We start from the raw sequence: 14,591 nt of genomic DNA on the forward strand, positions 1-14,591 counted from the left end.
CGCTGTCCGAAGGCCCTCAAAGACGCAGTCCAGAGGTTCGCGGCCCAGTATGTCGGCGGTGTGCGGGAAGGCCCGCCTCAGGCCGCCGTCAGCGCCGCCAATGCGCGATCCATCGCGGCGTTGAACTCTTCGGGCGTCAGCGGCAGCCGCGACTTGACGTCCCGGCTCCACCGGTCGGCGAGGACCTCGGCGGAGCCCGACTCGACACCGTCGAGCGCCGCGTCGGCCAGGTCCGACGGCGCGATCTTGTCCACCTGCCAGCCCGCGGCCATGTCGGTATCGGCGAGGCCCAGGTGCACCGCCGTGACGAGCGTGTTCTGTGCGGCGAGTTCCAGGCGGACGGAGTTGCTCATGGCCCACGCGGCGGCCTTGGTCAGGTGGTAGGCGCCTGCGCCCTTGGCCCCGAACCACGACATGGCGGAGAGGACGTTCACGATCGCGCCCCCGCCGTTCGTCGCGAGCGTCGGCGCGAACTCCCGGATCATTCCCAAATGCCCGAACATGTTGGTCTCCAGTTCGCGCCGCACCGCGTCCTGCGAACCGGCCACCAGGTCGGCCCCCGTCTGGATCCCCGCGTTGTTGACGAGCAGTGAGACGTCCGGAGCGGCCGCGGCGGCGGCGCTCACGGATGCGGGATCGGTGATGTCGAGCGCCAGCACCTCGACGCCGGTCAGGTCCACGGTCTCCGGCCGGCGGGCCGTGGCGTAGACCTTGCGGGCGCCCCGTTCGAGCAGGCGCTGGGCAATGGCGCGGCCCAGGCCGCGGTTGGCTCCGGTGACGAGGGCGACTGAGTCGTTGATGTCCATGCCCGGTACGCTAAAACCTGACGTCGGCGTCAGAGGCAAGTGCTGGTCGTCAGGGCTGGAGTGAGAGGCATCACCATGACCGTCACGGAGACCGCGGCCGGGCGACTGCTCCGCATCGGGGAGGTGGCACGTGCCGCCGGCGTCTCGGTACGCGCCCTGCGCTACTACGAGCAGCAGGGACTGCTCACCGCGGAGCGCAGCCCATCCGGCCAGCGCATCTACCGGCAGGACGCCGTCACCCTGGTGCGCTTCATCCAGCAGATGTACGCCGCCGGCCTGACCAGCCGAAGGATCGCCGAACTCCTTCCGTGCTGGGACTCCGGACACACCGACGCCGAGCAGCGGGCGATGCTGCACGCCGAACGCGCTCGCATCCAGGCCAAGGTCGACGGCCTGCAGGACGCCCTGGACCGCCTCGACGAGGTCATCGGGATCACGGACACGCACCCGTAAGCGCGGACGGACCGCATCGCCGGGTCGCCGGTGTAGACGGGGCCGAACTCGCCCACCCACACGTGCAGGCCGTGCTCCAGCATGTAGGCGCTGCGCCGCCGGAAGGTCTCTTCCAGCATGTCGCGGTCGACGTACTTGGCGCGGCTCACCCCCGGGTAGGGTCCATCGTCGACGAACCCCGGAAGCGCGTAGTCGTGGTTGGTGTAGACGACGTTCTCCCACGGTTCGACGACTGTGACGGATGTCGGCGCGCTGGCCGTGCACGCCGAGGAGTCCCGCCCCGGCGGTGAACTGCTGCGCGGTGGATCGCGGGACGCCGCGGTGCGCTACGCGGCTGTGTTCGCCCAGCTAATGGCCGAGTTGGCCGCACTGGGTGAGTCCGCCGTCACTCCGCCGACGCCGAACCAGCGCTGGGTGGGCTGGGACCATGCGGATTCCGGGGTGTGGCCGGCGATCCCCGAACTGGACGCCGACTTCGAAGCGCAGAACCTCCGCCGGCACGGTGCGAAGGTGTGGGCCGTGCACGGCGATCCCCGCTGAGCGGTGGCGCCGCCCGTGCCCAAGCGGCCGACCGCCTCCGCGGAGCGAGGGCCTGACGCTCCGGGTTCGGCGTGCCCGCCTGGGGGTATACAGCCGAACAGGTTCGATGAGGATCGATTTCAGCTTTTCCCTCGCTGGCGCAGCGCGTCGAGCTGGTCGAGTGTTCGGCGCGTTCTGACGTGCTCGGTCCCTAGCACCCGTTGCTGCAGTTCCAGCACCGCTTCGAATTCGTCTTCGGCGGTTCGGGTGTCGCCGCTGCGTTCCAGCAGTACCTTGGCCAACTCATAACGGGTCGCGAGAGTCTGCGGGCTTGTGGGGCCGGGGACGTCCTCGAGCACGCCGAGCACAGCGCGAAACGACTGCTCGGCTTCGTCGAGATTGCCCTGGCTCAGCGCAACACGGCCCAGCTCATGGCGTGAGAGCATCGTCCCGACATCCCGCGGTCCGCACGCCTGCTCACGCAGCCGCACCACTTCCCGAAATTCTGCTTCGGCCGCGGCGAAGTCGCCTTGTTGGAAGGCGACGAGCGCGAGGCCGTGCCGTCCGGTCCATGGATGCCATCCGCGCACGCCGGCCTCCTCGAGTTCACTGACCCGGCGGAACTCGCGCTCCGCCGCGCCCCAGTCGTCGCGCCGCACTGCAATGCGCCCCAGTTCATGCCGGGTGAGCAGCACGCCGGAAGCCTCTGCACCATAGGTCTCCTGCCAGTCGCGCAGCACGGCATTGAACAACTCCTCGGCCTCATCGGTAGCTCCACGCTCCAGCACCGCATAGGCCAATCCGAACCGCGCCGCCAACGTCAGCACATGCTGCGCGCCCAGTTCCCGTTCGCGCGCTTCGCAGATGCAGCGATAGGCCGCGGCCTCCACCGCGAGGTCCTCACCGCCCGGAGCAGCGATGAGCCTGTGCACAGCAGCGGCAACACCGAACGCGCCCTCACCCAGGCGCGTCCGAGCCACCTCGCTTACGAGTGGATGCAAGGACACGGTGACGTCGGCTCCCGCTCCGTGGACCTCCACCAGCCCGTGCGCACGAAGACTGTTGACCGCCCGCTCCAATACCCAAGGCGTCAGCTCCTGGGGACCGGCATCGACGACGCTGCCCCTCAAAACCTCACGCGGTAGGTGCTCCCAGGCGACGTGCAGGCCATCCACGCTGAGAAACGACAATACCTGCAGCAATGGGCGCGCTTGCGGAACCTCGTCGTCGAGTAGAGACAGCGAGAACTCCCAGACGCGACTCAGAAGCCCGCGTTCGGCCTCGCCGGCGTCACCCTGGACGGCAAGTACCGGCTCCGCCAACGCGTCGAGATCGTCCAGTGAACGGTTCAACAGCTCCAGAGCAGCCTCATAACGCGCGTTCCCGGTCCGGTAGGCACCCACAACACTGCCGAGCAGCCGCAATGCCAGCGGGATCCCCCCGACCCTTCGCGCGACCTCCCCCGCCGCAGCCGGAAGACGAAATGGACCGGCATCGGGACCGGCCGCGTGATCGTTGAAAACGGCGATGCTGTCCTCGTACCCGAGCGGCACAACGCGCAGGAGGTGGGCGGGCCGCCACAGTTCGGGCCGGTCGATGCGCGTGGTGACCAGGGTCAACCCGGCGCGGCTGCCGCGGATCCAGGCGTCTTCGTCGCCGGGGCGCCGGCCGTCGCAGAACTCCACCGGCCGGTCCACGTTGTCGAACACGATCAGCCAGCGCTGCGAGCTGCCGTGCAGGTGCCGCCACACCCACCGCCGTGCCGCGACCGGAGTGGCCTTCATCTGCTCTGCCTCGGCTTGGGAAGCTCCGAGTTCGATCGCCACGCGCAGCATGGCGTCCAGGACCGACTCCGGCCGGAGCCAGAACACTGCAAGACCGTCCTCGGACGCCCGCTGCGCCACCGCAACCCGCGGTAGCGACCCGCACCCCGCAGTCGGCCTGGGAGCCGCCATAAGCATCTCGTTCTCGGAGGTGCTGTGGTTCACCCTCGGCTTGAGCATCCTCGGACTGGCCCACAACCTCCCCCGCGGCCGCCGCAGGCGGCCGATGAGCTGGCCCCCTCGTCACCGCCGTTTCCGCGGTCGGCGCTGTGGCACCGGTCTATTCCGGAGTCGGCGGGGCTGTTCAGCGCCGTTCGAAGTCGGTGACCCGCCGCGTGCCGTTGGGGCGCGGGTGCCCGGGTTGCCACCTACCGCTGCCCTCGGAGCCGGGCGAGATCGCCCGGCCCCGACTCCGTCTACTGCGCCCGAGGCACCGCCTCCACACGCACGTCAGGTGACGGGCGGTGCATTCGTCCATCGAGCCGCAAGCGATCGAAGACCTCCAGCGAGAAGGCACCGTGCGTCGGATAGCGGCCGCTCCGCAGTCGCATGCCTCGGACTCACTTGAGATTTATGTCACATAAGCGGCCTTTACTGCCGCTGAACAGGGGTTTTACCGGGGCAAGCGACGGAGGCAAACGGCTAGTCCCATTTACCTCAGAACGTCGCACTCATACCGGTTCAGGGCATCTCGCTCATCTCGCCCTGGAGCCGCCCACACGAACAGCTCCCGCCGTTGTCAACCCTGTGGCCTGCGACGGAGCACGGTCACGCCGCGGCAAAGAAGGTCACGTCTCGGTTACATTGGCTGGCGGCGCCGACTTGGGCAGCACAAAACCCCAGGTCGACGCCGCCAGCGGACGCGGTCGGCAACGGAGCCGCACCGTCGACGCGAAGGGGGCACTCCCACTACGCCCGTCCCGGCGCCAGCCGGCGCCGGAATCGGCCGGATGTGTGCCGTAGTGAGCGGAACGGGAGTGTGAGCGGTGCCGGTCATCCCACCGGCTTCCGACCACACCACTGATACCCATCGCTCCCGTTCGGCCGGTGCCCCCGCTACCGCAACGATGCGCCTAGGCACTGCTCCGGATAAACCACTGCCCGGTTTCCCGGAGCACAGCGCGAACCCGTGCCGACTGCGCCCTCACTTCTGACTTACGAGGAGCACATACCCATGCGAAAGATGTACAAAACCCTCATCGCAGCAGCAGCGATCCCCCTTACCGCTGTGATCACGACCATCGGCGCCTCCCCCGCCGCAGCCGGCCAGTACTCGGTGAACCCGTGTGTGGAGGGCGGCCCCACGAAGAAGGACAACAAGCTCGCCGAGGAGTTCAACAAAACGTTGGAGGACGACCTGGCGGGACATATGGACGGCTACCGCGTTACCTGCGCCAAGGCCGTGATCGATGCCGTGCAGGAGCGCGACCTGGGCAAGCACGCCGCCGAAATCGCCATCACGACGAGCATCGTCGAGACCCACCTGCAGAACATCAACATCGAGGTGGACCACGACAGCCTCGGCCTGTTCCAGCAGCGCGCCCACTGGGGCTCGGCGGGCGACCGACTCGACCCCGAGTGGGCCACCGACGCCTTCCTCGACGAGATGTTGCGCATGTACCACGGAGACAGCTGGAAGGACGGCCTGATGGGCGACGTCAGCCAGGCCGTGCAGCGTTCGGCCTACCCCGACCGGTACCAGCCCATGACCGACGACGCCGAGACCATCGTCGACAAGCTCTGGTAAAGCGCTGCTTGCACCGCCGTGCGGCACAAGGGACGCACTGACGGGTCTCTCTGCGGCCCCCGCATGCGTCAGAACAGTGCATCCCCTCGGGCGAAGAGGGCGCCGTCCACCTGGTCGGCGCCTGGCGGCCCCGAGTCCGTCGCCGTGTTCGGCAGGAACGGGCTCGGGGTCCCGTGCCAGGTGATCCCGAGCGTGTCGCGGGCGCGGGTGGCGGCGACGAACAGCAGGGAGCGGGACCGCTGGACTTCCCTCTCGTGGCGGGTGGGATCTTCGCGAAACTGGTCGATGTGGCGGCCGGGCACGAGGCCCCGGGTGACTCCGGCGATGGCCATCCGCCGGTATTCCAGGCCCTTGAACCGGTGCAGCGTACCCACGTGGACGGCGTCGTCCAGGCGGGGCCCCTCCGGGCCGATGCCCGCCGCGCGGACGCCTTCCCGAGCTAGTCGCCGCTCGACCTCGCTGACCATGTCGCGGGTGGGGACGGCGACACCGATGGAGGTCTGCTCCTGCTCCGCACCGTCCTCCCCCTCGGCTTCCGCGGCGGCCGCGGCCCGCTCGCGGTCCTCCTGTTCCCAGGCCGCCACCGTCTCCGCGAGGGCGTCCAACTCCGCCTGCCAGGTGTCGAACCCGCGGATCTCGGGCCGCGGCCCCTTCAGCACGGAGCGGTAGCCGGCCAGGGTCTCGGTGCTGTCGTCGAGGTTGTCCCAGCTCTCCTCCCCCAGCAGCCCGAGCGCCGAGCCGAGGATCTGCCGGGTGGTGCGATAGCTGAGGGTGAGTCGCGCCGAGCGGCCGCGGATGTTGATGCCGAGGCTGCTCAGCGACGCGTAATTGTCGTAGATGCGCTGATGGGTATCGCCGACAAGGAACAAGTCGTTGTCGCCCTCGCGCACCAGTGCCCGCAGCAGCTTCCAGTGGGCGGGGCTGAGATCCTGCGCCTCGTCGACGACGACGTGCCGGTAGGGGTAACGGAGGTTCGCCCACGACTGCTCCAGGTGCTGAAGCATCTGGGCGCCCTCGCGATCCTGCCGCTCCTCGAACGTCGCGATCTTCATCGCCTGCTCGGACTGGATGCGCGCCGCCAGCTCGGCGACCTGGCGGTGGGTCCACAGCCCTTTCTCATCCAGGCGCATGGTGAAGCGCTCCACGAGCTGCCAGATCTCCGCCCGTTGCGCGCGGCTGATCCGCTTGCCGCGGCCCGCTCGCCGGGCACGGAAGTAATCCGCTCGCGAGTTGACGGCCTGGCCGAGAATGACCTGGTTCCACTCCGCGTGCAGGAACTCCGCGTCCCACTGCGTCTCGCCGAGCTCGGTGAGCAGGTCGGACCACTCGCGCAGGGCCTTCTGGTCGTCGATCCAGCGGCGGCGCCCGGTGCGGCCGGTCTCGGCGACGATCTGCGTGGCGAGCTTGTCGATGTTGACGATCTCCACCCGGTCGACGACCGCCTGCCCGCCCAGCTCCAGCAGCCGTTTGCGCAGATCGGCGGCGAGGTTCTTGTTGAACGTCGTGAACAGGATCTCCTTGCTGCGGCCCGGCGGGAGGCGTGCCGCGAGGTGCGCGACCCTGTGCAGGGCGACGATGGTCTTGCCCGTACCCGGGCCGCCGCTGACGCGGGCGGGTCCGCGGTACTCGCGCCGGACGAGCTTGTGTTGAGCCGGGTGCAGGAAGACCTTCCACCGGCTGAAGCGGTCCTCGATGGCCGCCTGGATGTCTGTGTCCTCGCTGGTGGCACGGGTCGCCGGACGTGCCAGGGCCGCCGAGTAGTCGGAGGTGTCGACCGTCTCGGAGGTGGCCACCGGCCGCGTGATCTCCTCGAGGACCTCGTCGAAGCCCATCCCGTCAGCGAGCCGGAGCAGGACGTCCTCGGTGAGCGAGGGGGCGTACTCGACCAGGCCGTACAGCTCCTCGTCGGTGGTCACCTTGAGCGCGAGCGGCAGCAGTGCCTCGGCGACGCCCAGCTCGCGCAGCTGATCGCGGGTGTAATCGGCGAAAAGGGGACGCGGCGCTTCGGCGGGCACGTCGGGCGCAGCGGGCTCAGCCGGCACGTCCTGCCCGGCCTGCTCGGCCGGGTCGGTGTGCCCCTGTCCGGTGCCGGGCTCGGCGGAGGCCGTAGCCGACTCCACGACCTCCATGTCGATGAACTCGATGCCGCCGGTGACCTGGTTGATCTGATGCTTGAACCGTTCGAGGTTGTCGTAGACCTCTCCGCGGGGGCGCACCGCCACCAGGACGTAGTCGCTTTCCCCCGCGTGCAGCAGCAGCGCCCGGTAGTCCTTGTTCACCCGCGCCGAATACAGGCGCCCGCCCTGCACCCCTTCGAGGATCTTGAGGTTCAAGCCCGGGTTCTCCGGGTTGTCGCGGAACTTGTACTGGAACTCGTAGACGGCCCCCTTCACCGACCGCGGGAGCTTCCGGATCTGCTTGTCGGCTTTGTCCAGCAGCCTCAGTGTGGCCCTGCCCTGCACGTTCATCCTTCCGTCCCGCTGATGCGATGCGCCAGCTCGGCGGCATCCCAGTGCTGTGCGTCCCGCGCGTCCCATTTCGCTTCGGCGTATGCGGCATCGCGCTTGGCCTTCTCCGCGTCGCCGTCGCCCACGGCGCCGTGTCCGACACCGTTCAGCACGACTGCGATCCGTGCCCCGGGCCAGGCGAGCTCGGCGGGCCACAGGCCCTTGCCGAGCTCGTAGCCGACTTCGGGAGCGGGGGCGCCGCGGGCGTAGAGGGCGCGGGCGAGCGAGGCCAGCCCCGGTTCGTCCGGGTCGAGCAGCGCGATGGCCTCTTCCCAGAAGGGATCGGTCTGCTCCTGGGGCACGTCGTGCACCTGTTCCGCCGACGCGTCCGGATACCCGGCCGACACAGCCGACACAGCCGTCCCATCTTCGCCGACGGCCTGCCCGCCGGCCTCGGCGGGAGCCTCAGCCGACTCCGATGCGAGCAGTGCCGCCGCGTCGACCGGGACGGTAGCGGACATGTCGGTGACGACTTCGGCCGTCTCCGGGTCGGTGACGGGCGTCTGGGCGAGGCTGCGGCTGATTCCCTCGCCTCCCGCGACCGCGAGGACCGCCGGGTCGAAGGAGTCGAGGTCGCTGAGGGCCAGTTGCGCCCCGTCGCCGTTCTCCGCCGAGAGGAACTGCACGAGGTTGCCCCAGTACAGCCACGACGCCCAGCGCCGCTTGTGCGCGTCGGCGTCCGCTCGGACCGTGTCGTCCCGGTCGTCGACGACGACGAATGCACTGACCCCGCGTGTTTCGCCGTCCACCACCACGCTCACCGCAAGACCCGACAGGTCCGTGCCGCGGATCAGCGGCAGCTCGCCCGCGCGCACCTTGGCGGACGCCGGCAGCTCCTCGCCGCGCAGTACCCCGGGCAGCACTTCGGGAAGCCGCTCGCGCCGGAGTGGGACCCTGGTGGCGCCGGGGGTGCGGAGCATGCCCGAGGCAGCGGCTTCGGCCCGGGAGCGCCAGCGTTCGTGGTCGGGGTCTGCGAGGAACGCGAGGAGAGTCTCGATCGGGCTCGTCCACACGGTTGCGGCAAGCTCGTCGGCGGTTCCCCCCTGCTGCTGGTAGAACCGGCGCGCCGCCATCTGCGCCTCGTGGCCGTAGGGTTTCCAAGGCGGCGTGTGCGGCTCCTCCCCGGTCTCCCAGTAGGCGACGTCTTCCCAGGTGAGCTGGAATACCGTGATCCCGGCGGCGCGGAGCCGGGCCCGCTTGGCCGCGTCGTCGGCGAGGCGGTTGACGTCGGCCGCGGCGTGGTAGGCGTAGCCGTCCAGGTAGACGGCGACGCGCTGGGTACCGGAGTCGCGCCGCTGGAAGACGACGTCGGGTCGCGTCTGCTTGATGGTGTTCTGCAGGATGACGCGCCAGCTGACCACCGTATTGTCCGGACCGGTCAGCCGCACGTCGGCGGTGCGGCGGTCGTTGACGCGACCGCCGTAGCTGAACGACCGCTCCGCTCCGGGCTCGCTCGCCCAGGTGCGCAGAGCGGCGAGGAACCGCGCCTCCAGCTCGCTCTCGACCTGGTCCCACAACGAGATCTCGTCGGTGGCGGCGACGCTTTCGGTCTCCCATCCGTCGAGGAGCTCGTGCAGCATGTCGACGGCCAGCGCCCGGTCGGCGTAGGGGAAGTCGGGATCGGCGACGTGGGGCAGCAGGCAGCGGTGGCAGGCCGCGGTGTTCTCCTGGTCCTTGCAGTCGCAGCCCTCCACGGCTTCGAGCGCGTGGCCGAGGATCTCGCGGACCCCCTCCTGGCCGGAGCGCGGGTTGAGGTAGCCGCTTCCTCCCGGAAGGGTGTCGTGCACGACCAGAAACCGGCGCACCATGCCCGTCTGCGGATCGGGCATGGTGGCGGTCGTCGTCCGGATGTGGTCGAGCCTGCCTCCGTAGAGCCGGGCGAGCCCGGCCATGACGGCGGCCTGAAAAGTGACGGTACGCTCGCGCACCTGCACGGTGGCGACCGGGACGAGGATGCGCAGCGCCTCGGTCTGCAGGGTGTGCGCCAGGATCAGCGGCAGGTGCTCGACGTCGTCGCCGCGCCGGTGGCGGCACCACGGCCGGTGGTGGCTGGGAGAAGCGTCGTAGCCGCTGGTCGTGAGCGCCGTGCGGTTGCGTTCGGGCGCATCCGGCGTGGCCCCGCCGCACTCGGTGCACACGTGGAAGGGGTGGTGGCGGACCTGCTCGCCGGCGAACTCGGTGTCGGCCTGGCGGTCCATCCGCAGCGCTCCGAGGTTGAACCGGCGGATGACGGCGCGGCGGGTGAAGTCCACCCCGAAGGCGCGATTGCGGTGGCGCCAGGCCCCCGGGGCGATGTCCTCGCGGGCGATGTCCACGGCGGTGACGACCTCGTAGTACCGGCGCTGCCGCTCGTCGTGGTCGTCCCGGATGAGGGCGTCGTCGCGACGGTCGCGCGCCTCGGCCCGCTGCGGCTCCAGCACGTTGTGCAGTGCGCTGCTATCGCCGATGCGGGTGCCTTTGCATCGGGGGCACGGGCTGGTGTCCTCCGCCGCGGTGGTGGTGCGGGTGTAGCCGCACTGGGGGCAGACGCGCCACCGGGTCCAGATGCTGCGGTTGCCGGTGCCGATGTCGAGGCCGTCGACGGTGTGCCGGTAGCCGCGGGCGTAGAAGTGGTTGCCCGGGGCGAACTCGGTGAGCGCGGTCAGGGCCGAGCGCTCGTATTCGCGGACCTCGCTGTGGTACTGGGTGTCGCCCTCCGCGCCGGGCGCCGACCACGTGATCGTGGCCTCCAGTGCGGTGGCGGAGTCGATCAGCGAGTAGTTGGGCAGCAGGCCCAGTTCGACGAGGGCCGCGTGGGCGTTGGTGCGGCCGATCTCGCCGATGCGGCGGGCGATCGCGCCGCGCTCGGCGTTGAGCTGCCACTTGCGGGTGCGCTGCTCGGGATCCGAGTCGAGGAGGGCGGCTGCCGCGTTGTCGATCAGCTCCAGCCGGTGGCGGAGGTCGGCCAGCCGGTCCTGCCAGCGGGCGTGAGCGGCGGCGACGGCGTCCTTCAGCCCCAAGGCGGCGTACTCGCGCAGTTGAGCGGCCGCCTCGGGACTGACGGAATCGCCGGCCCCGGAGAACAGCGCGAGGAAGTCCTCGGCGAGCCGCGGCCCGTCGGCCAGGGCCGCCTCCACGAAAGATCGCAGCCAGCCGGTCTCGCCGAACAGGGCGGAGGCGCGCCGCGGAAGCGGCAGGACGCCGGGCATCGCTCCGCGGGCCGCCAGGTCGACCAGATGCGCCGCGTACTGGCGGCGAAGGATCTCCACGGCCGAGGGGTAGCTGCCGGGCGGCTGGATCGGACCGGCGATCATGTCGGCGGGGGCGGCCAGGTAGTGGCGTTCGCGGGCGCGGCGTCCGGCGAGGGTGAGCAGCAGCGAGTTGCCGGTGCGCCGCCCGGCGCGCCCGACCCGCTGCACGTAGTTCGCGGGGTTCGCCGGGACCGAGCCCAGGATGACGGCGGAAAGGTCGCCGATGTCGATACCCAGTTCGAGGGTGGGCGTGCAGGAGAGGACGTTGGGGTCGCTGTAGCGGGCCTGCTGCGCGAACGCCGTTTCGACGCGCTCGCGCTGCGCGCGGGTCAGCAGGCCCGTGTGCTCGGCGGTGGCGACGCGGAACGGCTCGGCGGAGAGGTAGAGCTGGCGGTAGTAGTCGTCGGTGAAGCGGCGGTCCTCGTCGGGGCCGAGCCTGCCGGGGCAGCGGTAGCGCGGGCAGGCCGCGCCCACCCAGTCGGCGAGCAGGTCGTGGTGGACAGTCTGGCGCCAGTTGCACGCGGGGCACAGGACCCCGGCGCGGTGGACGGTCTCGGCGTCGAGGCGGCGCACCAGGATGCGGCCCGGGCGCAGACCGTAGACGCGGGTGGAGGAGTCGGCGGCGGTGTAGCGGGTGAGCGCCCCTTCGTCGCAGAGGCACTCGAGTAGAGCGGCGAGGTAGCGGGCGGCCGTGGTGTCGTCGACTCCCAGGCTGCGCATCGTCCAGTCCTGGTACCAGGTGCGCCTCCCGGCGACCGTGTCGAACTCGCTTTTGTTGCGGGGTTCGGTCAGGACGAAGCGCGGAGCCGGCAGCCCTTCGGGAAAGGCCGGCATCCCGTCCGGACGTTTTCCCCAGATAGTGCCGTAGCGGCGGGTTCCGGCCTTCTCCACCCAGGCGTCGAGCCAGTGGTGGCTGATACCGCCGCGGGTGCGTACACGTTCCAGCAGGCCGCGCAGGAAGCCGCGGAACACGTCGGGGCCGGGCAGGGCGCCGAGCCGGTTGGCGTGGTGCAGTAGCAGGTCGCGGGCCAGACTTGCGAGCCGGTCCGCGTCGCCGATGTCGACTTCGGCGGCGGCGGTGCGGGTCAGCTCCAGAGTGCGCCCCTGGCGGGACCGCAGTCCGAACTCCATGACGGCCGAGAAGGCGAGTCGTTCGCCGATGGTCTGCCACACCCGGTCGTCGCCCTCCCACTCACCGGCGAGGACGGTGTCGATGCCGTCGTGCTCGTGCAGGTCGGGCGGGACGACGCAGGGCAGGTACTTCGGATCGCCGGCGGTGGTGACGGTGTCGGCGATCAGGTCGTTGAGGGCAGCGGGGCTGCCGTCGGCGGGCAACTGTGCGGCCAGCAGCACGCGCAGGGAGAACGTGTAGGACCGGTTGGACACGAATCCGGCCCGATGGGCGGCGTCCTGCACGGCGTCGTTGAAGATCAGGGTCTTGGGCTGCTCGCCGCCGTGGGCGAGCTGGCCGCCGGTGAACAGCTCGGTGACGGCGACGGAGGCCAGGGCGGCCAGGCCGGCGCCGAGGAACCGGGTGCCCTGGTCCGCGTCGCACGCCGGGCAGCGGTCCTTCTCGGCGGCGCGGAAGGACTCCTGGCTGTGGACCAGGTCGGCGAGCACGAGCACACCGTCGAGCTCTCCGTGGACGGCGGCGTCCACGTCGGTGTCGGTCACCGGCCGCACGTGGGCGCCGGAGGATTCGAGGACCTGCACGCCCCGCCCGTTCGCGCGGTTCTTGGCTTCGGCCGCGGTGGCGTGGATGAGGGGGCGCACGGCCTTCTTACCGGAGATCGCGGCACGGTAGATGTGGTCGGGGTCGGTGTCGAGGTCGGCGGGATTGCGCTCGGGCGAGATCGCCGCCCACCCGGAGCGGCCGCAGTGGCGGCAGTAGGCGGCAGGTAGCCGCCCGCGGCCGATCACTGATGCGGTGGTCTCGCCGTCGAGTGCCGGGGGAGCTTCGCCGTGCCAGCTGAACGCGGGCCTCGTCTGGGAGATGTCGCGCAGCAGCCGGCTGACCGACCGCACCCACAGGTGTGTCTCGATGTGCACGAAGGGGCGGTCGGGGTGGTCCGGATCCCTCGCGGTGGACAGCAGCGCCACGTAGCGCGAAAGCGCCTCGGCCGCCTGCGCCCGGCCCGTGCGCAGCGCGGCGCCCCACTGGTAGGCGCCTTCGCGGGGAAGGCGCTCCAACAGGGCGTCGAGGGTGGCCACGCCCCCTCCGAGGGTCTTCAGCAGCGCCTCGGTGAGGATGTGGGTGCGCAGGACGGCGCCCAGTTTCGCAGGATCGGTCTCGTCCTCGTCGGTGAACACGAGCCTGATCCGGCGCATCGCGTCGTCGTCGTGGTGGGGGTCGGGGATGTTGGCGACGGCGAGCGGACTCGGGATGGGCAACCGGTACTCGATGGTGTCCATGAACTCTTCGACACCGAGGCGGTCCTCAGTCACCACGGAGCCGGGGGCGAATTCGGTGCCGAAGACGGTGGCTGCGACGCGGCGCACGGCTGCGGCCCCGTCTTCCCCGGCATCGTCGCGGGGATCGTTGGCGCCGAGGGTGGCGCTGGTGGCGACCGGGCAGATCCCGCCGAGCGGCCTGCCGGGCTCGCTGTTGCCGGTGGCTGCGGCCAGGCGGCGCAGCAGCATCGCCACGTCGGTGCCCTGCGCGCCGTCGTAGGTGTGGAACTCGTCGACCACGATGTAGGCCGGTCGGCAGCCGTCCCAGAGTGGCACATCGGCATCGCGCTGGAGCAGCAGGTCGAGCATCTTGTAGTTGGTGATGAGGATGTCGGGCGGATTGCGCCGGATCTCACCCCGCTGGGTCATGACGCGGTCGTAGCCGCCCTCGGGGGTGTCGCCGATGTAGAGGCCGGCGGTGACCCGCTCCAGGCCGGGCTGGGACAGGTAGCCGTTGAGCCGCTTCGCCTGGTCGGTGGCCAGCGCGTTCATGGGGTATAGCACGACCGCTTTCACTCCGGCGTGGCCGCGGGCCCGCTCGCGGCGGCAGTGGTCGAGCACCGGGAGCAGGAACGACTCGGTCTTGCCGGATCCGGTGCCCGTGGTGATCAGCGTCGGCTCGGCGGGGCCGTTCCGCGTTGACAACCGCTCGAAGGCCGCGGCCTGGTGGAGGTAGGGCGCGAATCCGGCGGGCGCCCATTCCAGGTGGCGCCGCCAGTCGTCGCCGGCGTGCCGGAAGGGGGTTCGGATCCGCAGGTAGGGGCCGCGGAAGATGCCCTGCTGCGGATCGTTCAGGAAGCTTTCCAGGGATTCGCGGACGGGTTCGTCGGCCAGGGCGAACGTGGTGGAGAGGTACTGGGTGAGGTTGCGCCGCACTTCCGCGGCGGCCAGAGTCGGCTGCACCGGCTACGTCACACTCCCTAGTTCGTCACTGGCCGCAGGGGTGCTGCGGGCACGCCTCGCGGGGCCGGCTCCGTGGAACCGGCCCGGTGTCATCCCCCCGTGGTCCGGCAACTCTGGATTCACCGGCCGCAGTTGGACGCGGTTGCTATCGG

7 protein-coding genes are annotated in these 14,591 nt (G+C 70.4%); 3 read left to right on the forward strand and 4 right to left on the reverse strand.

From position 1 onward, the window contains the following. Window positions 1-77 precede the first annotated feature (77 nt). Window positions 78-806 (reverse strand): SDR family oxidoreductase, encoded by a 729-nt coding sequence (locus EKD16_RS23025; protein ID WP_131101327.1) that lies wholly within the window; start codon window positions 804-806, stop codon window positions 78-80. A gap of 75 nt (window positions 807-881) precedes the next feature. Here EKD16_RS23025 and EKD16_RS23030 point away from each other — a divergent pair, with 75 nt between their 5' ends. Next, on the forward strand, window positions 882-1,259 hold the full coding sequence (locus EKD16_RS23030; protein ID WP_131101329.1) for a MerR family transcriptional regulator: 378 nt from the start codon (window positions 882-884) through the stop codon (window positions 1,257-1,259). A 234-nt stretch (window positions 1,260-1,493) separates the two neighbouring features. After that, on the forward strand, window positions 1,494-1,799 hold the full coding sequence (locus EKD16_RS23035; RefSeq protein WP_131101331.1) for a hypothetical protein: 306 nt from the start codon (window positions 1,494-1,496) through the stop codon (window positions 1,797-1,799). A 119-nt stretch (window positions 1,800-1,918) separates the two neighbouring features. Here the strand turns inward: EKD16_RS23035 and EKD16_RS23040 are convergent, their stop codons facing one another. Next, entirely contained in the window at window positions 1,919-3,649 is a 1,731-nt protein-coding gene (locus tag EKD16_RS23040) for a tetratricopeptide repeat protein (RefSeq protein WP_131101332.1), read from the reverse strand. Window positions 3,650-4,775: 1,126 nt separating this feature from the next. Here EKD16_RS23040 and EKD16_RS23045 point away from each other — a divergent pair. Further along, window positions 4,776-5,348 carry a DUF4179 domain-containing protein gene (locus tag EKD16_RS23045; RefSeq protein WP_131101334.1) on the forward strand — a complete coding sequence of 191 codons (573 nt, stop codon included), beginning with the start codon at window positions 4,776-4,778 and terminating at the stop codon, window positions 5,346-5,348. A gap of 68 nt (window positions 5,349-5,416) precedes the next feature. Here the strand turns inward: EKD16_RS23045 and EKD16_RS23050 are convergent, their stop codons facing one another. Together EKD16_RS23050 and EKD16_RS23055 are read right to left on the reverse strand one after the other, a co-directional pair. Beyond that, entirely contained in the window at window positions 5,417-7,816 is a 2,400-nt protein-coding gene (locus EKD16_RS23050) for a UvrD-helicase domain-containing protein (RefSeq protein ID WP_131101336.1), read from the reverse strand. Then, entirely contained in the window at window positions 7,813-14,439 is a 6,627-nt protein-coding gene (locus tag EKD16_RS23055; RefSeq protein WP_131101338.1) for a DEAD/DEAH box helicase, read from the reverse strand. Before EKD16_RS23055 ends, EKD16_RS23050 begins: the two co-directional genes overlap by 4 nt. Between the last annotated feature and the right edge of the window lie 152 nt (window positions 14,440-14,591).

Origin of the sequence: Streptomonospora litoralis, from assembly GCF_004323735.1 — a bacterium.
Taxonomy (GTDB): domain Bacteria; phylum Actinomycetota; class Actinomycetes; order Streptosporangiales; family Streptosporangiaceae; genus Streptomonospora; species Streptomonospora litoralis.